Annotated in this window: 14 protein-coding genes; 9 read left to right on the top strand and 5 right to left on the bottom strand. The window is 59.5% G+C overall.

The annotated features are described in order from the left end of the window. Window positions 1–156 precede the first annotated feature (156 nt). Entirely contained in the window at window positions 157–342 is a 186-nt protein-coding gene (locus PspR84_RS23265; RefSeq protein ID WP_160059291.1) for a hypothetical protein, read from the top strand. Window positions 343–453: 111 nt separating this feature from the next. Here the strand turns inward: PspR84_RS23265 and PspR84_RS23260 are convergent, their stop codons facing one another. Next, window positions 454–2,865, bottom strand: a complete 2,412-nt coding sequence (locus tag PspR84_RS23260) for a glucose/quinate/shikimate family membrane-bound PQQ-dependent dehydrogenase (protein ID WP_160059290.1) — start codon at window positions 2,863–2,865, stop codon at window positions 454–456. A 218-nt stretch (window positions 2,866–3,083) separates the two neighbouring features. Further along, a complete protein-coding gene (locus tag PspR84_RS23255; RefSeq protein WP_160059289.1) occupies window positions 3,084–4,445 on the bottom strand; it encodes a carbohydrate porin in 1,362 nt (453 codons plus the stop codon). Between the two features lie 300 nt (window positions 4,446–4,745). On the opposite strand from PspR84_RS23255, the gene PspR84_RS23250 reads away from it, so the two are divergent. Further along, window positions 4,746–4,976 (top strand): VF530 family protein, encoded by a 231-nt coding sequence (locus tag PspR84_RS23250; RefSeq protein WP_007916799.1) that lies wholly within the window; start codon window positions 4,746–4,748, stop codon window positions 4,974–4,976. Window position 4,977: 1 nt separating this feature from the next. Continuing rightward, window positions 4,978–5,619, top strand: coding sequence for a Pr6Pr family membrane protein (locus PspR84_RS23245; RefSeq protein ID WP_160059288.1), 642 nt, complete (start codon window positions 4,978–4,980; stop codon window positions 5,617–5,619). A gap of 102 nt (window positions 5,620–5,721) precedes the next feature. On the opposite strand, the gene PspR84_RS23240 is transcribed toward PspR84_RS23245, so the two are convergent. Both PspR84_RS23240 and PspR84_RS23235 read right to left on the bottom strand, forming a co-directional pair. Continuing rightward, window positions 5,722–6,507, bottom strand: a complete 786-nt coding sequence (locus PspR84_RS23240; RefSeq protein WP_160059287.1) for a siderophore-interacting protein — start codon at window positions 6,505–6,507, stop codon at window positions 5,722–5,724. Next, window positions 6,504–7,079, bottom strand: coding sequence for a PadR family transcriptional regulator (locus PspR84_RS23235; RefSeq protein WP_160059286.1), 576 nt, complete (start codon window positions 7,077–7,079; stop codon window positions 6,504–6,506). The genes PspR84_RS23240 and PspR84_RS23235 overlap by 4 nt, the downstream gene beginning before the upstream one ends. Before the next feature lie 508 nt (window positions 7,080–7,587). Here PspR84_RS23235 and PspR84_RS23230 point away from each other — a divergent pair. The 6 genes from PspR84_RS23230 to PspR84_RS23205 all read left to right on the top strand — a co-directional run bounded on the left by PspR84_RS23230 (window position 7,588) and on the right by PspR84_RS23205 (window position 14,509). Next, the gene (locus PspR84_RS23230) at window positions 7,588–8,073 is read left to right on the top strand and encodes a CS1 type fimbrial major subunit (protein ID WP_160059285.1); all 486 of its coding nucleotides are present in this window, start codon (window positions 7,588–7,590) and stop codon (window positions 8,071–8,073) included. A 110-nt stretch (window positions 8,074–8,183) separates the two neighbouring features. Continuing rightward, on the top strand, window positions 8,184–10,706 hold the full coding sequence (locus tag PspR84_RS23225) for a CS1-pili formation C-terminal domain-containing protein (RefSeq protein ID WP_160059284.1): 2,523 nt from the start codon (window positions 8,184–8,186) through the stop codon (window positions 10,704–10,706). A gap of 4 nt (window positions 10,707–10,710) precedes the next feature. Then, window positions 10,711–11,922 (top strand): hypothetical protein, encoded by a 1,212-nt coding sequence (locus tag PspR84_RS23220; protein WP_160059283.1) that lies wholly within the window; start codon window positions 10,711–10,713, stop codon window positions 11,920–11,922. A 43-nt stretch (window positions 11,923–11,965) separates the two neighbouring features. Continuing rightward, window positions 11,966–12,709, top strand: a complete 744-nt coding sequence (locus tag PspR84_RS23215) for a molecular chaperone (RefSeq protein WP_160059282.1) — start codon at window positions 11,966–11,968, stop codon at window positions 12,707–12,709. Between the two features lie 33 nt (window positions 12,710–12,742). Then, window positions 12,743–13,246, top strand: a complete 504-nt coding sequence (locus PspR84_RS23210; RefSeq protein ID WP_238785164.1) for a fimbrial protein — start codon at window positions 12,743–12,745, stop codon at window positions 13,244–13,246. Between the two features lie 39 nt (window positions 13,247–13,285). Then, complete coding sequence (locus PspR84_RS23205; RefSeq protein ID WP_160059280.1) at window positions 13,286–14,509, top strand: hypothetical protein; 1,224 nt, start codon at window positions 13,286–13,288, stop codon at window positions 14,507–14,509. A gap of 54 nt (window positions 14,510–14,563) precedes the next feature. Here PspR84_RS23205 and PspR84_RS23200 read toward each other — a convergent pair whose 3' ends face one another. Then, window positions 14,564–19,684 (bottom strand): DUF6543 domain-containing protein, encoded by a 5,121-nt coding sequence (locus PspR84_RS23200; protein ID WP_160059279.1) that lies wholly within the window; start codon window positions 19,682–19,684, stop codon window positions 14,564–14,566. Window positions 19,685–19,746 lie beyond the last annotated feature (62 nt).

Genomic DNA, 19,746 nt, shown 5'->3' with positions numbered 1-19,746 from the left:
AAAGTCGTTAATACTCCGCATCGGATTAATCTTTATCTCGAATGCGTATTGAATACCTGTCAACTCTGACAGTTGACGGTTTCTGCAATGTTAAACGACATTGGCAGGGCGATTTCTCCCGCTAGGGAAGTACGCACAAAATCAAGGAGATAAGTCATGAGTTACCCTATTACGACGAACTACCGAGGCTGGACCATTCTGGAACATGATCCTGCCAACTCAGGCGACCGTTTCCAGATTGTCTACTCCGGTGGGCAATCTGGCGGTCTGTTTAAATCGTTGGCGGATGTACAACAGTCAATCGATTTTCAAATAGCTAACAGCAAAGGCAAAAGAGGATAGGCTTCATTGATGCCACACGCTTTGCCGTGGATGGAGCATTTTGGGCGCTCCTCTATGTAAAAAGGCGCCACCCTTCACAGGGGGGCGCCTTTGTTCTACCGCCGCTAAAACTTATTCCGGCAGTTTGTACGCAATCACGTAGTCACCCATCTTGGTGCCCAGCGAACCGTGACCGCCGACAACCAGCAGCACGTATTGCTTGCCGTCCTTACCGGTGTAGGTCATCGGCGTCGCTTGGCCGCCAGCCGGCAGACGCGATTTCCACAGCTCTTTACCGCTGTTCACGTCGTACGCGCGCAGGTACTGGTCGAGGGTGCCGCTGAGGAAGCCGACGCCGCCAGCCGTGACCATCGAGCCGCCCATGCTTGGCACGCCGAGGGTGAAGCCGATCGGGATTGGCGAGCTGTCGCGGCTGGTGCCGTTTTTGCGTTTCCACACGACTTTGCTGGTGGTCAGGTCGATACCGGCGACGTAGCCCCAGGCCGGGGCCTGGCACGGTACGCCGAATGGCGACATGAACGGGTGCATGATCACCGCGTATGGCGCGCCGGTGTTCGGTTGCACGCCAGCGGTTTCGCTTTCGCGTTTGCTGCCGGCGGCGACTTGCTCGCGTGGCACCATTTTCGAAACGAAAGCCATGTAGTTCGGGCTGGTGAACAGGATCTGACGAACCGGGTCGACCGAAACGCCGCCCCAGTTGAACACGCCGACGTTACCCGGGTAGATCAGGCTGCCCTGTTCCGACGGCGGGGTGTACTGGCCTTCGTAACGCAGTTCTTTGAACTGGATGCGGCACAGCATCTGGTCGAACGGACTCGCGCCCCACATGGCTTTTTCGGTCAGTTCCGGGGCCAGCAGGTTGAGGTCCGAACGGGCCTGGGTCGGTGCGGTGTGGTCGCCTTTGACGGCGCCTTGCGGGACCGGGATTTCCTTGATCGGAATGATCGGCGTGCCGTCACGACGGTCGAGGACGTACAGGCTGCCCTGTTTGGTCGGGGCGATCAGCGCCGGTTTCACGCCGTCGGCGGTTTTCATGTCGAGCAGGGTTGGCTGGCTGCCAACGTCCATGTCCCACAGGTCGTGGTGAGTGAACTGGTAGTTCCAGCGCACTTTACCGGTGGCCAGGTCCAGAGCAACTACACCGGCGCTGAATTTCTCGGCGCCCGGGGTGCGGTCAGCGCCCCACTGGTCTGGGGTCTGGTTGCCCAGTGGCAGGTAAACCATGCCGAGTTTTTCGTCGACACTGGCCAGCGACCACATGTTCGCCGAGTTGCGGCTGTAGGTTTCGCCCGGTGCCAAAGGCTCGGTGGCGTCTGGCTTGTCGCTGTCCCAGTTCCATACGAGGTGGCCGTCGCGCACGTCGAAAGCGCGGATCACGCCCGATGGCTCGTTGGTCGATTCGTTGTCGGTGACGTGACCGCCCATGATCACCAGATCACGGGTAATCGCCGCTGGCGAGGTGGAGTAGTAGCCACCAGCGGTGAACGGGCCGATGCCTTGGGTCAGGTCAACCACGCCTTTGTTGCCGAAGCCTTCGCAGATCTTGCCGGTGTCGGCGTTCAGGGCGATCAGGCGAGCATCAGCGGTTGGCAGGTACAGACGACGCGGGCAGGCCTGAGCAACGGCTTTGCCGGCTTCGGAAATCACCGCCGAGGCAGCGTTTTCAGTTTTCGCGTAAGCGGCTTCGTCGTAGTACGACACGCCACGGCAAGTCATGTGGGCGAAGCCTTTGAAGCCGACCGGGCTCTTGATCTGTGGGTCGAAGCGCCACAATTCTTTACCGGTGTCCGGGTCCAGGGCCAACACTTTGCTGTGCGCGGTGCAGGCGTAGATCATGCCGTTGGCTTTCAGCGGGGTGTTTTCGTTGGTCAGCTCAACCGGGTCATCAGCGGTCGGCAGGTCGCCGGTCTGGATGCGCCAGGCTTCTTGCAGCTTGCCGACGTTGGCCGGGGTGATCTGCTTCAGCGGCGAGTAACGGTCACCGAACTCGGTGCGGCCATAGGCCTGCCAGTCGCCATCGGGCATGGCTGGCGCGGTGCTGGTGGTGTCCGCGGTGTCGCGGCCCAGTTCACCGAAGGTTTCACCCGGGTGGGTGAACAGGCTGGCCAGAGCGGTGACGCCGGCCAGCACCACGGCGACGGTCAGACCGCCAGTGCCCATCGGTGCCGGGCCGTCAAGCAGCAGCGGACGACGGAACCACGGCAGCAACATCACGAAGCCGAGGACGAACCACAGGGCCAGACGTGGCACCAGTTGCCACCAGTCCAGACCGACTTCCCACAGCGCCCAAACGGTGCTGGCAAACAAGACGATGGCGTACAGGCCCAGCGCCGCGCGACGGCGCATCAGCAGCAGGATGCCGCTCAGCGCAATGCCGATACCGGCCAGCAGGTAGTACAGCGAGCCGCCGAGCATGCTCAGCTTGACCCCACCGGCCAACATGGCCAGGCCCATCAGTAGAAGCAGAATGCCGAGCAGGCTCGGTAGCAAACGGCCCCGACTCGAAGCACTTTCGGTGCTCATAGTGTGATTCTCCGTGACGTTTTATGTAGTCCCGCGCTGTAGTCACTTTAGATGACGATTTGGCACAGGCATGGTTCAGATAAAAACTTGTCTAGCTAACGAAATTTATCTGTAGGAGTGAGCCTGCTCGCGATGGCGGTGTGTCAGGCAATATCTGTGGTGGCTGACTTACCGCTATCGCGAGCAGGCTCACTCCTACATTTGATCCGTGGTGTGCTTTAGAACGAGGACTGGATCTTGATCCCGCCGATCAGGGCGTCGTCGACGTTGTTCACGCCACCGGGGTGGCGGATGTATTGCAGGTTCGGGCGTACGGTCAGCCAGTTGGTCACGTGCACGCCGTAATACAGCTCGGCGCTGTATTCGGTGTCTTGCGGCGGCAGGAACGACGGATCGTCATAGTCGTAAACGGCGTTGGCGCGGTTACTGGCTTCGGCGTTTTTGCGGAAGGCCGGGTTGACGTGCACGCGGGCGAGGGCGAAACCGATGTCATCCTTGGCGCGCGCGTCGAACGGGCCTTTGTAGGTGATACCGGCCTGCACGTAGTTGTCGATCGCGTTGGTTTTCTTGTCGTGCATGGTGCCGTTGGCGAACACGCTGAGGCCGCGCGAGTTATCGCTGGCGATGCTGGTGATCTGCTGCTGAACACCCAGCCACACGCCGTGTTTGCTCGACGCGCTGCGATAGGCTTCGCCACTGAGAGCCGCCGGTTGGCCGTGGCTGTCTTTATAGACGTCGCTGGCCTTCGCATTGCTGTAGTAATAACCAGCGCGGTATTCGCCCGCCAGGCCGTTGAGCTTCGGCGTCCACACCAGTTCGATCGGCAAGATCGCGCCCTGCGTGCCGCTACCGCTGAGTTTGAAGCCATTGCCGCGATCGAGGTTCGACGGGTTCTGCTCGTAGGCGCCGACCTGTGCATACAGCTCCGGGGTCAGGTGATATTTGACGCGCAGCGCCCATTGGCTGACCGGCCAGTTGTACCAGATGCCGCCGACCCAGTTGCCGACCTGCGAACCGCAGAACGCGAGGTTCTGGAAGTCGCACGGGAAGCTGTTGAAGTCTTCGCCTTCGCCGAAGCGTCCGACCTTGATGTCGAGTTTCTGATCGAAGAATTTCTGCTGGTACCACATCTGCGTCAGGCGCGTGGTCTGGCCACGGCCCCAGACTTCCTGGGCCGAGGTGAAGCCGCCAACGCGCGGATCGTTGATGCGGTCGTTGCTGATGTTGTTGCCGCTGCGTTTGGTGATGGTCAGTTGAAACTCGGCGTCTTCCCAGCCGAGGATCTTTTGCAGGTCGAGGTGCGTGCCCAAGCCGAACTGATCGCTGTAACGCGCGGTGCGGTCGTGATCGTAGCCACCGTGCAGGTTGCTGCCCATTTCGCCGGTGTAATCGAGCTTGAAGTCGTAGCCTTTTTCCGAGAGTTCGGTGCGCGTGCCGTTCCAGTCACCGAGCATGTACGGTGATTCACTGTCGAACGCGGGCGCCGCTTGGACGCTGGTGGCGAGGCCGAGAGCGGTGCAGCCGCCAATCAGGCGCAGGGTTGAGATAGCGCTGTCTCGGGAGAAGGAAAAATCGGGCATGGCTAAGTCTTTTTTTGGTGTTGTCGGGGTGCGGGCTGAGTGCTTCAATAAGTCGCAGGCAGTGAAGCGATTCAGCGGAAGGGCGGCAGGATAATGATCTGTTACAAAAAGACAAAGGCCTTTTGTGAACATGCAGCGTTTCGGATTCGGTAACAGTGCGGCAAACGGGCGCATTGTCGGCCGGTTCGCGGCCTGCGATCTTTTCAGGTTGGCCTACATTTGAAGGTAGGCCTTCCACCCGGACACCCCCTCGGCTAAGGTGCGCGGCTTCTGCATTTTCACTTCGCCCAAAGGCCTGGCATGAACGAACAAACCCCCGATCCGCTGCACGGCGTCACCCTCGAACAGATCCTCAATGCCTTGGTGAGCCATTACGAATGGTCGGGGCTGGCTGAGCGCATTGATATCCGCTGCTTCAAGAGCGATCCGAGCATCAAGTCGAGCCTGACGTTCCTGCGTAAAACCCCGTGGGCGCGGGAGAAGGTCGAGCGTTTATACGTGAAGTTGATGCGCACCAAGCGACCGCTCTGACATGGACGCCGGTTGTTGGCGTCGTCGCCTGATCACCTGCGCAGCCATACTGGGCTGGGCGGGGTTGGGCATTCAGCTTTACCTGATTTTTTTCGCGCGCTTGAGCGTCGGCGCCAGCCTGTTGGGCGGGCTGGTGAGCTTTTTCAGTTACTTCACGATTTTGACCAATACGCTAGTGGCGACGGTGCTGACCTGTGCCGTGACCGCTCGCGAATCAGCTCCACGCCGCTGGTTTTTACAGCCGTGGGTCAGCAGCGGGATTACCGTGAGCATTGCTGTGGTCGGGCTGGCCTACAGCATTTTGCTGCGGCATTTGTGGCACCCGGAAGGTTGGCAATTTATTGCCGATGAACTGCTGCACGACGTGATGCCGTTGCTGTTTCTGGGTTATTGGTGGTTGTGCGTGCCCAAGGGCACCTTGCGCTGGTGGCATCTGCCGGTGTGGCTGATTTATCCGCTGGTGTATTTCATTTACGCCTTGCTGCGCGGGCATTTGCTTGGCGCGTATGCGTATCCGTTCATTGATGTGGCGGTGTTGGGTTATCCACAGGTGCTGGTCAATGCCGGGGGGATATTGCTGGGGTTTGTGGGGATTGGCTTGGTGGTCATCGGCCTCGACCGCTGGCAAGCCGTACGAAGTTAAAGCACCTGTAGGAGTGAGCCTGCTCGCGATGGCGGTGGAACAGTTGCAAATTTATTGACTGACACTCCGCTATCGCGAGCAGGCTCACTCCTACAAGGGATATCACTCTTCTTCGGATCCCTCGGCGCGCCAGTAGCCGACGGCTTTGATGAGTTGCTCATCCAGCCCATGCTCATCGATCAGCACCCGGCGAATCTGCCGTGAAACTTTCGTTTCGGTCGCGACCCACGCATACAGATTGCCCGTGGGCACCTGCAATTGCTTCACCGTCGCCAGCAGGTTGTCCTTGCTCCCTTCGCGCAACACCCAGATCACATTGACCTGCGCCGCGCTCTCCAGCACTTGCTGTTCGGCGCCGTTCTCCACTTCTATCACCACCAGCGCCTTGCGATTGGCCGCGAGGCCTTCGAGGCGGCGGGCGATGGCGGGCAGGGCGGTTTCGTCGCCGATCAGCAGGTAGCTGTCGAAAATGTCCGGGACGATCATCGAGCCGCGCGGGCCGCCGATGTGCAGGAATTGTCCTGGCTTGGCTTGCTCAGCCCAGGTCGACGCAGGACCGTCACCGTGCAGGACGAAATCGATGTCCAGTTCCAGGGCATCAAGGTCGTAACGACGCGGGGTGTAGTCGCGCATTTCCGGTTTCGGCCCATCGTCCTTGCCGGCGCCGAGCACCATGGTTTCGAGGGCTGCAGCCTGTTCGGCATTCTGCGGGAACAACAGTTTGACGTGGTCGTCGGTGCCGAGGCTGATGAACCCGGCCAACTCCGGCCCGCCGAGGGTGATGCGGCGCATGCGCGGGGTAAGGTCGACCACGCGCAGGACTTCCAGTTTGCGGCGTTTGATTTCGTGCATCACGCGATGAATGGTTTGGCTATCGACTGCAGTCATTGGCTTTTCTCCGAAACAGGTTGCACGGCAGGGCCGTCGACGATGGCTTTGGCGGTGTCGTTGAGCAGGTCACGCACGCGCAGGATTTCTGCCTCGCTCCAACGGCCGTGATGCATCTGCAAGGCGTGGCGCAGGTTATGCACAGCCTCATGGATTTCCGGCGGACGATCATGGCCGCGCAGTGAGCGTTTGCTCACATCGATACGCATGCGCACGCCATCCAGCGCCACGGCTTGTTCGCTTAAAGACAAACGACCGGCGTCGGTGACGCTGTAACGTTTCTTGCCGCCCTCGGCGTCGCCGGTGATCAGCTCGCTTTCTTCGAGAAAGGTCAGGGTCGGGTAGATCACGCCCGGGCTTGGGCTGTAGGCGCCGTCGAACATGCCCTCGATCTGGCGGATCAGGTCGTAGCCGTGGCACGGCTGCTCGGCGACCAGCGCCAGCAGCAGCAATTTCAGGTCACCGGGGGCAAACACCCGTGGGCCACGGCCGCCGCGCTCGCGTCCAGGGCGTTTTTCGAAGCCGTCACGGCCGTCGCCGTGTTCGCGGTGGGGGGAATGATGGTCTCTCATTTTGTCTTCTCTCGTCGTGTTTAGATACAACTTAAGATATATCTTAATGAGCTTGCAAGACGTTTTTTCCCGAGAAAGGGCCTCGGCTGACGAGCGGCAAAAGCGCTTCAGGCGCAAGCAGCGAATTTCGCCCGGTTGTCGGAAACGATAACTTGAAAGTTAAAGTCATCGCTCTATTCGCTGTAGAGTATATGTTCTAAATAGCAATAAGTTGCCGTACTGGAAGGGCAAAGTTGCTGTATGGTTTTTTAGCTGAAACTGTCTGTAGGGTGGAACTTACAGTCACTGTTTCGAATGGCTGTTTTTTGTTCTTTTTTCTTGCGGGTCATAGGGTTGATTAACTACGAGGTTGTCGGAAGTTGCCTGCTTACATTCCAGAGACAACAGCCGATGATGCCCCGGCATTGAAAGTTCAAGTTGATCTGACGCAACTCGGGCAGAGATTCGGGCACTCAACTTCTTGAACTTTTAATGCTCATCCCCCTATCAAGAAAACAGGTACATAACGATGTTCAAGAAACTCGCAATCGCCGCTCCACTGGCTCTTCTGGCACTGGGTTCCACTGGCGCATTCGCCGCTGGTGAAGCGTCGCACTCGATCAGCCTTGTCGCGCATGTGCCGACCAACGGTTTCTATGTCGTGCCGACCGATCCGGATCTGGTCAACAAGGATCAGGACATGAGCTATCAGCCGACCACTGGCAAGATGCGCGACGTCAACGGCTTCTTCGATGTGCGCAACAACAACGGTTCGGTACACGCCAGCCTTGAGAGTCAGCCGAAACTGGTGGCCGGCAACACTTCCATCGACCTGCAAGTCCTGCTCAACAACAAGGAACTGACCCTGACCCCGCAAATGGTCGTGGGTGAATCCGAGTCGGACGTCAACTATCGCGCCCCGCTGAAAATCAGCGCCCGTGGCAGCAACTTCCAGCCGGGTGATTACACCGGTTCCGTGGCGATGATTTTTGATGCAGTGCCACCGGTCAACTGATCGCGTGAACACGCATTAAGCGCCCGACCCTACAGCGGCGTTAACCGACGGGGCAGGCACAAGTGTTTGCCCCGTCGGACTTCCATTGTTTGTAATCAGAGTACGAGTTCATGTTCCCGATGACACCCATCGCGGCTGCGCTTGCGCTGTTGTTTTGTGCCAGCGCAGCCGTGGCTTCCAGCAACGCCGGTACGACACCTCGCAGTCTGTTGGCGCAGGCCAAAGGTTTGCCGGCGGATTTCGAGGAGCATTTCTTTGATGTGCCTCTGGCGGTGCGGGTCGAAGTCGACCAACAACCGCTGGGCGAGGCCATGGTGGTGTTGTCCCGCGATGATCGCATCACCCTGCTCGAATTCACCGACACCAGCGAAAACCGTTTCGGCCCTGCCGAACGGGAAAAGTGGGCGAGCTTTCTCAAACCCGGCGTGCCCTTGGGGGCGTGCAGCGGTTCGTGCCCGGATCAGTTTCTGGCGGTGCACTACAACCTGGAAAACTCGCTGGTATCGATCGCCACCGAAAACGCTGAGCGCGATGTGGCCGCCAAGCGCTACTACGAGCAGCCCGAAGGCGGCAGCAGTGGTTTGATGGTGCGTAACCAGCTCAATCTCAATGGCGGTCAGGATCAGGATCTTGGTGGGCGCTTCGGTCTTGAAGCCAGCTCAAGCCTGGGCAACTGGAGCCAGACGCTCAACCTGCAAATGGCCCGTCTCGGTGGCCCGGACGACAAGCTTTATCACGCAATCCACGAGTTACACACCCAGCGCGAACTGCAAGGCAGTTTTTTCCGTCTGGGCTATTTCACCCCTAATTCCGAAGGGCTGACCCGCCAGCCGCGCACGTTCGGCACCAGCCCCGACACCGCCGTCGGCGTCATGTATGGCAGCTCCGACAGTCTGGCCATCAACAGTCCGATGCCCAGCGTTTATCCGATCTATGTCACCGCCAACCGCCAGGGTTCGGTGGAAATCTGGCGCGATGGGCTGCTGATCAACACGCAATCAGTGCCCGCCGGTTTGCAGACCCTCGATACCCGGCCATTGCCCGGTGGCATCTACGAAGTGGAAGTGCGCCTGATCGAAGACGGCCAGATCACTTCCACCACCCAGGAGTTGGTGTACAAGCCCAACAACTGGCGCAACCTCGACGAGCGCTGGCGCTACAACCTGTTCGCCGGCGAAGAAAAGAAGTTGCTGAGCAACTGGGACACCCAGTCCAGCGGAAGCCCCACGGCCGGCGCCTCGGTGAACTATCTGCTGCATCCTCGGGTGATTCTCGGTCTGTCGGCGCGGCAGATTCGTGAAAAGCTGCAGTACGGCACCTCGGTCGACTGGACCCTGGCCAATCACATCAGCCTCTATGCCAACGTCTATAAAACCGAGGACTACGGCACCGGTCTCGACCTGCAAAGCCTCTATAACTACGGCTCGGGCAGCGTGGTGGTCAGCCACACCCGCAGTTGGCTCGACACCACGTACACCTACGACACCTTGCCCGACGGCACCCGCGTTCGCCCGCGCAATGTATTTGTCGGCCAGACCAGCAACTCCTCGCTGGCGCTCAACCATCGGCTCACCAGCAAAAGTTCGGTCAATGCGCGGATTGCCCACAGCGAAGGCAACGTCGAAGGCATGGGCGTGGACCTGGGCTGGACCCAGCGCACCGAGCTGTTTGGCAGCGATGCCAGTTGGCGCCTGTCGCTGTTCGATCGGCCGGGCAGCTACAGCAGTGGCGATGCGCGCAATCGCGGGGTCGACCTGAGCGTCAACCTCGCACTCGGCGCCCCGGGTCAGCAGATCACCGGCAGCATCGGCTCACGTACGGCCCGCGACGGCGCGCGTGACAACAATGCCTCGCTCGGCTGGCGCAAGGATTTCAAGGATCACGTGCTGCAAAGCGTGTCAGTCACCGCACTCACCGACACCTATGGCCTGGGCATGTCCAGCCTGACCAATTTCCGCACCGATGCGGTCAATGGCGATGCGTTTGTCCAGCGTTCGTCCTACAACGGCAATTTCACCGGCGGCCTCAACGTCGACAGCACGCTGGTGGTCGGCGGCCAGCAAATGCTCATGACCAGCCAGAGCGAGGTGCGCGGCGCCGGGTTGATCGTCGACGTTGAGTCGGACATCGAGGACATCGTCCTGCGGGCCGACGATTACAGCGGCGGCGGGGCGGCCTTGAAACCGGGGCGCAATTTCATCCCGATCACGGCGTATCAGAACAGCTCGGTGAGCTTCGACTTCGAAGGCAACAACGTACCGGCGGCCACCATCGAGCCGGCGCGCAGCCGTTATCACCTGAACAAGGGCGGCGTGGAGTATCGCAAGGTGCGCGTGATGAAAACCCTGACCGTGCTCGGCCGGCTGATTGACGAGCAAGGACGACCGCTCAAGGGCCATCACGTGATCAACCACGCCAGCCGAGGCGTGACCGAAGTCGACGGCTTCTTCTCGATGGAAATGAATGCCGGCTCACCGACTCTGGAAGTGCGTCAGGGCAATCAGTTGCTCTGTCAGTTCCGCCTCGATGCCGACAGCCACCGCAGCGAAAACAATGTGTTGATGATCGGCGACCTGCGATGCACGCCGGACACGCTGGCCGACGTGACGACCACAGAACAGAAGGCGGGTTGAAGGGATGAAATTATTAGCAGGAAGCTTGGGATTGGCGCTGACGCTGGCTGTTGCCACGGCGCAGGCGGCCAGTCATGAAATTCGCGCGATGTTCCAGCCGGATCCTTCGCAGCCGAACAAGAACGTGTTCGTCAACAAGACCCCGAACAGCGGGTACTGCGCCACTTTTCCGAATCAGTGTGTAGAAAACGGCATGTTCAGCATTCAATTGCCGGTTCGTTTCAGTGCCAATCATATTGGCGCCAATTGGGGCGTCGGGATCAAAGCACCTGCCAATTGGCGGCGACTGACGGTGACAAACACGGAAACGCAGGAGACGGAAACCGTTGAAGTGCGTATTAGCGGTATCGGTTCTAAATATGTGCTGACTCGCCCGGCACACGAACTGGTCGGCGTGGATGACGAACTGCTGGGCCACCAGCGACTCTGGGAAAGCAGCAGTTGGGTCTACGCCGCTGCGCCCTGCCGGTACAGCGGCGTCGGTGTGCCCTATCCTGCCAGCTACCGGTTTTTCTGGAAAACTCCTGAGGAGGCGCACTGCGTCAAGAAGTCTACGGCGGTCATCGGGCCGATGTACTTCGACACCCTCGACTTTGCTTATGAACTGCGCACGCCCAATCCGCTGAGCATGTCGTCGGGGCTGTATACCGGCTCAATGACCTACAGCCTTGGCAGCGGTGGCGATTTCAGTATGGGCGCCGATTTTCAACCGGACGACGACAGCCTGACCCTGGACTTCGTGCTCGACGTGCAGCACACCCTCAAGATCGATCTGCCACCGGGTGGCAATCAGGTGTCACTGGAACCCGAAGGCGGGTGGGCCGGCTGGATCGACAGCGGGCGCAAGCCGAAAAGAATCTTCCGCGATCAACCGTTTTTCATTTCGGCTTCATCACGGTTCAAAGTGATGCTGCTGTGCAACTCGCAGGGAGGCAACGCTTGCAGCCTTGGCAGCCCGAAAGGCGATACCGCCGAGGTTGAAGTTTTCATGACTCTGCCAGCAGGCATCACCCATTCCGGCGGCAACACCGCCACCCGACTGCCCTTGAGGTTCAACAATTGGATCGGGCCTTTCCAGCCTGGGCTGTATATCGATCGCAAGCCGGGCACGTTGCATTTCGACATGACCCCGTTCGCGATCAATTTCCTGCTTCAACCCGGCAAGAACGACCGGCTGCGCGGCAACATCACCATTATCTGGGACTCGGAAGCGTGACTGCTCCCGCCGGGCCATTTTCACTATTCAGGAGTTGAAGACGATGAACCGTGGTTTTCTGCTGAGCCTGCTCAGCGTGTTTTGCCTGACAGCGCAGGCTGGACCGCAGATCAATGTCGGCACTGTGTACGACTATCTCGATGCCGACAAAAGTACCTACCTCAAACGGGTATTCAACAGCGGTGACGCCACCGCGTTCGTCAAGATCAATGTGCTGGAAATCGTTTACGGCGCCGATGGCACCCCACAGGAAATTGCCGTCGAAAATGCCGCCGACGGTGCCTCGCGCAATGGCCTGATGGCCAGTCCGGCGCGATTGATCGTGCCGGCCCAAGGCATGCAGGGCACGCGGCTGTTGTACATGGGCGCGCGTGATCGCGAGCGCTATTTCCGTGTGCGTTTCGTTCCGGTGGTGCCGGAACAGGAAGACGATTTTGTCGTCAGCAGCGAAGAGCGCGACGACTACAAGAAGTCCCTCACGGCGGGCGTCAACGTCATGACCGGTTTCGGCACGATCTTCTTTGTGCGGCCCAAGGATGCCCGCTTCGCCACGGTCGTCAACGACACCGACAGCCGTTACGAACTGCGCAACGACGGCAACACCGTGATCATCGTCGACGAGTTCAAAAGCTGTTCGCTGACCAAGGAAGCCGACTGCGGCGCCACCACCAAACACCATGTGCTGGCCGGCAAAACCTTTGCCTTCGATAAAGAGAAAGGTCGCGAATACCGCTTCTTCCTGATCGAAGGCAGCGAGAAAAAAACCATGAAGATCGCCAGTCGCTAGGCAGTTTTTCCAATGACGCATCGGGTAACCCACATGATCAAGCAAACCATCGCCGGCGCGCTGTTGGCCGCCACCGCGCTGACTGGCGCGGGGGCGTGGGCCGCGCGCGAAGAACATACCTTCGAAGTGTCCCTGACCATTCCCAGTCGCCCGTTCTACATCATTCCGGTCGAGCCGGACTGGATTCATCGCCCGCAACGTCTGGCTTGGGATTACCCGCGCGCCAGGCTCGGCGGCCTTGAGAAAAATTTCGATGTGCGCCATGACAGCAGCGCGATCGAGGCACGCCTGGGGGTCGAGCCGTTCCTGGAAAACGGCCGCCCCGGCGAAATCATCGAGCTGCAGGTCACCTTCAATGGCGTCGAATTGAGCTCGCACATCATCCCTCGCCAAGTGCTCTCGCAGGAGGAAGCCGCCACCGGCAAACGCGTGGCGTTGAAAATCGAACCGATCGAACCCGTCGGCGGTTATCGCTCCGGGGATTACAACGGCAACGTGGTGTTGCTGTTCAACGCGCGGGCGCCGGATGCGCAATGAAAGCAACACAGATCAGGCTCATCAGAGGCAGGACGAATAATGAAAAGGTACATTTGGCTGGGGGTGCTGGCCGTGTTGAGCAGCCCGCAGGCGCAGGCGATCAATCAGGAAATCCGCGCCTTGTTTCAACCGGATTCTTCCAGGCCGGACAAGAATACGTTCGTCAACAAAACGCCGAACAGCGGTTATTGCGCGACCTATCCAGGTCAGTGTGAAAGTCACGGAATGTTCAGCATCGAATTGCCCGTACGGTTCCGCTCAACTCGCTATCTGGATCTCTTTGACTGGGCGGCGGTAAAAGCGCCCGCCAATTTGCGGCGTCTGACCGTGACAAACAGCCAGACGCAGGAAACGCAATCCCTGGAAATACGCATCACTGGCATGGGCTCCAAATATGTACTGAGTCATCCGGCGGTGCGGCTGGCTGGTGGCAACAATGCACTTGAAGGCCATTCCAGATTATGGGTCACGGGGAATTGGGTACAAGGCATACCGGCCCCTTGCTGGCACAGCGGCGTTGGTGCCTACGAGGCAGACAGCTGGCGGTTCTTCTGGAAAACCACACAGGAAGCCCACTGTTTCAAAGTGCCGGCCTACCATATTCCGTCGATGTACTTCGACAAGCTGGACATCACCTACGAGCTGCGCACCCCCAACCCACTGACGATGTCTACGGGCCGCTACACCGGTTCATTGACTTACAGTCTGGGACCAGGACGTGATTTCGACATGGGCAAACTGTTCCAGCCGGACGACAGCAGCCTGACCCTGGATTTCGTCCTGGATGTGCAGCACACCCTGAAGGTGGATATCCCACCCGGCGGCAATCACATCGCACTGGAGCCCCAAGGCGGCTGGCAGCGCTGGCTCGACAGTGGACGCAAGCCTGTGCGGCTTTTTCGTGATCAGATCTTCCATATCTCGGCGTCGTCGAAATTCACCATGAAGCTTGAGTGCGAGCACTCTTTGGGCTCAGGCTCGGGCTGCGCCATCATGGACCGTCAATCGGGTTTCGCCGGCCCGGTCGCCGTCAGCGTCAGTCTGCCCAATGGCCTGACCGACAGCGCCGGCCAACCGGTACGGCGCAAACTGTTGGGGCGTGAAACTTCCGGCACCTTCCAGCCCGAGCATTACATCGAGCGCAAGCCGGGCACCCTGCACTTCGAGATCGGCGAGCAGGACACCGACTGGCTGATCAAACATGCCACGGACAAACCCTATCGCGGCAATATCACGGTGATCTGGGATTCCGAAGTCGGTTAGACGCGGTGCCGCTCGGTCAGCCTTGCGGGTTGGCCGAGTGACGCCCCGTTGCCTTCAGAGCCCTGCGCTGATCATCGCTTCTAGGGTCAGGCGTCGTGACAGTTCTTTGCGTTCGTAGCCGATGTCATCGAGCAGTTTGTTGTAGCGCGCCTCGCTCATGACCTCGCCACTGAAGACATCGGCCTGGGGAATGCCCAGTTGTTTCGCCAGACCCTCCATTTTCCGTGCGAGCTGATTGAGCGGCGTTTGGGGCGTGGCATTGGCCCATTGCGCCTGGGCCTCGCGCAACTCATCAAGCAGCCCGGGCTTTTCCTCGAACAGACGGTCATTGGTTTCGTATTGCGTCGGATGGGTCTTGCGCAGGTGTTCCTCCCAGAAGTTATCGGGGGCCAGATCGATCATGGCACTGACCAGGCCGTCGCCTTTCTCCCGGTTCATGATCATGTCGTGGGCGCGGTCGATTTGTTTGGCCTTCACGCCAGAGCGCAGGTCATAAAGCATGCCCTGAGATTGCCAGGGCAGTTCCAGCTTTTCTGCCAGCCCGGTCTCGAACGCAAGATAGATTTCCACTTCATCGGGGGGGGGATTGCCGGGGTCGATCAGGTGTTGTTGCTCTTGCCGGCTGAATTCGGCCTTGGCTTCTTCACCGACATTTTTCAACCGGGCGGCGCTGCGTGCCAAGCCCACGAGTGTCTCGTCCAGTACTTTGCTGGAGGTTGGCGCAGCGTAGGCTTTTGACACCAGAACCTTGATGCCCAGCGAGTTGAACAGTTGCGCGCCAAGGTCCCCGCAATCATCCGGCGAGACGGCCTGCTTGAACAGTTTTTCACGCAGTTTCGTATCCAGTGACGCGGCTTCGATCATGTCCCAGACGCGCTGGGTCAGTTGTCGGCGTCCATCGCCGGTGAGGTAGTCCCGGCTCTCGCGCTGTTTGCGAATCACGCTGAAAAAGCCCTCGGAATCAGGCTCATCCATCAGGTCGTGCCAGGATTCTTCGCGATACTGCCTGAGTGCCTGCGACGGGCTGTAAATCTGCGCGTCGTTATCGAATTCCTGCCAATGACGAAGCTCGTCGGCGACATCCTTTGAATAAGCTGGCTCGATGGAAAAACCGGTGGATTTTCGGTAGTTGCCAAACCGCACCCGGTCTTCATTCGAAAGCCTCGCTGTATCGAAACGCGTGCGGCTGAGCACGAAGGCTTGATCGGAACCCGGTTTGACCTCGGGCAACGTTCTGATTGGCGTCGAACGCATATCGAGCATAAAACCGCGCGGCCTGTGTTTATCGACATTGCCGACTTTGAACAAGCCTTCGGGCCATGTCTCTATGCCGGTCTTGGCGAGGCTCAGCGAGCGCAAGCGGTACATGCCAGCGACATTGGGCGGTTCGTGCAATGGATTGCCATTGAGGTTGAGCGACTGGAGGCGGATCAGGCCACCCAGACGTTCGCTCGCTTCTGCCGTCATGCGGATGCGGTTGTCCGTCAGGTCCAGTTCCTCCAGATGACGCATTTGCCCGAGGCTGGCAGGAATATCGGTCAATCCGCATTGGCGAGCGCTCAACTGGCGTAATTTGGGAAAGCTGCCGAGCAGTTCATCGGCGTTGGTAGGCAGATGCCGGTTGTCCAGTCGTAGCGCGGTGATTTGATCGAGGTGTTGCTGCATGCCGGGTTGCTTGCGCAAATCGCGCCACCAGCGCAGTAGATCGCCGTTCACAAACTCCGAAGACAGATCCAGGGTGTAGCCCTGTCCGGGGAACGGGCCGCGTTCGCCAGGCATTTCGCTACGGCGTTCGAAGCACGCGATCAATTGGTCTCTGACGCGCTGTCCGCCGTTCAGCGTGAAATCCATATTGACGCCCGGCGCAAATTCTCCGGAAGGTTGCAACTCATCAGGGTAAGTGTGGCGCCAATTCTGTAGCGTTTCCTGAAAGTGCTGGCGTTCTTTCTCCAGACGCTCGATGCCTTCGGCGGGATCGCCATCAATGCGCAGCTTTTCGATGAATCGCTGCACTTCATTTGCGCGCATTCGCGGGTAGAGGTCACTGACGCGCTCCGCTGGAGTCGAGCCGCGTAGCCAACGCGGCCAGCCGCGCACCAGCGTTTCGGTTTCGATACTCGCCACCGCGCGAATCGGCGGCTCGGCCAGCACCGCTCGACGCTCGGCAGGCGCGGCTGATTGTTCCATGAGCCAGAGTTTGAGCGGGCGGCCCTGACCGCGTTGATAGCCCACACTCGACAACGTTTCGGCCGGCACGGCCTGCAGAATCGATTGGTAAAAATCGTCGGCGGCGTGCAGCGAACGGTTGTCGGCATTGAGCACTTCGTAGCGGCCATGTTCGTCGCGGATCAGCCGCCTGACGGTGGTCGCCTCTTCGGGGCCGACGCTGCAACGCAATGGCCCGTCATAGCTGCCATCGCGGACTTCGATACGCAGATCGGCAAAGGTGTCGGTCTGCACGCGCAAGGTGTTCAGCGCGAGCCGCTCGGTGTCGGCGGTCAGCCATTCGTCGCGGTAGAATCCGTCGTAGGCGCGCACGGCAGAGGCTTCGAAATTCAGTTCGCGGGCCTGAGTCTTGAGGCGCAGCGGCAGACGGTTTTCGTCGGCGATACGCTGCAGCTCAGCGGGTGAGGCCTGCGCTACGAGTTTTTCCGCCAGCGGCAGTGGCAGTTCCGGGAAGGTCCGCCTGACCACGCGCAAATCGACTTTGCCGGATTGTTCGGTGGCCTGGTACATGCGGTCGGCCACGGCACTGCGGCGCTCATCGACAGCGTCGGCGAGGCGACTGCGCAGTGCGCTGACGCGTTCGTTACGGGCGACCTCGCTGCCGAGCAACTGCTTGAGATCGTCCTCGGCGAGAAAATCCACCACGCGCTCCGGCAGCCGGCCCGCGTTGAGGTCACCTAGGCTGATGCTCAAGGTCTCGGCGACTGGTGCCTGCGGGTTGCCATACTTGTGCGAATAGCCGGTCAGGCTGGCATCCGCGTAAACCTCCAGCGCTTTGCCGGTCGGCCAGCCCGGCAAGCCAGTCAGCATCGGTTCCAGCCACACCGCTTGCGGGTCGATCGGCCGGCCTGCACGGATATCGCTGGTGGCCGCACGCACATCGTCGTAAGCGCTGGCGCGTTTGAGGGTGTCGGCCAGCAGCGGTGGTGGCGGGCTGTTTTGCACATGCATCTGGCGCAGCATGTCGTGATCGGTGCCGCTGCTGATGCGGATCTGCTCCAGCTCCGAAGGTGAGAACCGTTCGGCACGGTGGCCCAGTCGGCGCATCAATGTGGCATCGGTCCAGTCTTGCGGAGTCTCCGCTTCATGCAGCCAGGCGCCGTGGCCGTTGTGTTCGATCTTCGGGCGGTAAGCGTTGCTGCGTTTCGGGTGTTTGATGTGGTGGGTTTTGGAGTACGCGTCGGAGTAGGCTTTTTCGACACTGTACAACTGGCCCTCCAGCGACACCAGCTTCTCCTTGCCATAGTCATGCAGGCCCTGGGGATCGGGTTTCGAGTCGGCGGAGAGGGTCAGTTCCTGTCGCGCATAAGGGGCCAGATCCGGGTGCCACAGACTGGGTTGGCCATCGGGTAGCCTGACCGCTTTCATGTTGTCGACCAGCTTCGACAGCTTGACCTTGAACACCTCGCCAATCTGCGCGCCCGCCGCGAACGCGGCCAGTTGAATGACGTCAGTGACCACGCTGATCACGTGGCCGGCGGCTTCCTGCCACAGACCTTCGGCCAGATCGACCACGCCTTCGATGACATCCGTGGTCAGTTGATAAGCGGTGTACGCCATCATCACTTCGCCCAGCCCCGGCACGAACGGTGTGGCGATCAGCAGCGCCGCATTGAAAATGTCCGAGACGATCTTCTTGAAATTGTCCCACCAGGCCCAGCGTGCCTTGCTGTCGGTGTCGGCGGTGGAGACGGCGATTTCCCGGGCATCATTGAGGATCTTGTTGAGTTTCTGCTGGTAGGCATGGCGCCAGTAATCGCCTTGCAAGGGTTGGTTCTTGAACTCCAGGTTGGGGTTCTCCACAGGAACCTCGCGCCACGGTGGGCGTTGATCGGTCGGATCCTGGCGCGGGTTGTACCGGACGATGAACAAACGTTGCTTGAGTTCGGCAAAAAAATGCCCGCGCTGCTGCTGATCGACAAACTGGCTGAAGAACTGCCGATAGGTCTGGCCGGTCGAGGCGCAAAGTTTGTCCTCGCGCAACTGGCGCGTCAGTTCATCCTTGAACGCCTTGAGCGAAGCGTATTCCTTGAGCGGATGATCGGGATCATGCGGGATGTAGACGATCAGGCGCCGCACGCCACGGCTGTCCCGTGTGCCGTGCAATAACAGCAGCACGCCGGTCAGGCGGGTACCGAGCAGTTTCAGATCGCTGCAGCGGATCGAGTGGCCGTTGAGCAGCAACGGCGATTTGTCCTCGGCGAGGTTGAGCACCATTTTGTAGGCGTCGTATGGGATCTCTTCCTTGATCAGAGCCAGATGCGCGGCCACGGCAAGGGCGTCTTTCTGACTGCTGTTGACCTTATATTGCAGGACGCTTTCGGCGACGGGTTCGCCGGGCAACAGGTAGCTTTCCAGGTGTTTTTTGTATTGCTCGCCAATGTCCAGATCACGGCACAGCGCCTGGAACTGGCTGATGGGCATGTGCTGTTTGATGGCCAGTACATCGAACAAACCACGCTCATCGGGTTTGCTGATGTAATCCGAACCATGACCGACCGTTTCACTGCTGGCGAAGTTATGCAATGCGGCGTCCAGCAGCGACACCGTGCGTGTAACGACACCCTGGGAAACGTTGATGTTGTACCAGGGTTTTTCGGCGGGAATGTACAGGCGCAAATAGGTGGTTTTGACGTCGGGTTCGATGCCATGACGTTCCTTGATCTTCGCCTTGAGCAAAGGCTCGGCGAAGGCATAAAGATCGGTTCTGGCGAGCAGATGATCCACCTGATTCTGCGAGTTCCATGCCTTCAGATTGGCGGCAGAGAGCTTGGCCAGATAAGCCGGGGGGGCCGTGCTGTACCAAGGCTGAATCGTCAATGGCGTGGCGGCCAGTGCGATACCTCGATTGAGGGTGGCGCCCTTGAACGCGTCGTTGACGGTTGCCTTGATGAAGTCGTAATGCTGCCCTTTTTCCGTGATTGCGATGGGCAGGGGAGGGAGGGTCATGGCCAATCATCCTTGATTGTTGAGGAATGATCAGCCTACTCACGGCAGGGCAAAACAAAAGT

This window comes from Pseudomonas sp. R84, from assembly GCF_009834515.1.
Lineage (GTDB): Bacteria > Pseudomonadota > Gammaproteobacteria > Pseudomonadales > Pseudomonadaceae > Aquipseudomonas.
The sequence above is the reverse complement of the archived record's forward strand: the minus strand, read 5'-3'. Positions and strand labels throughout refer to the sequence as shown.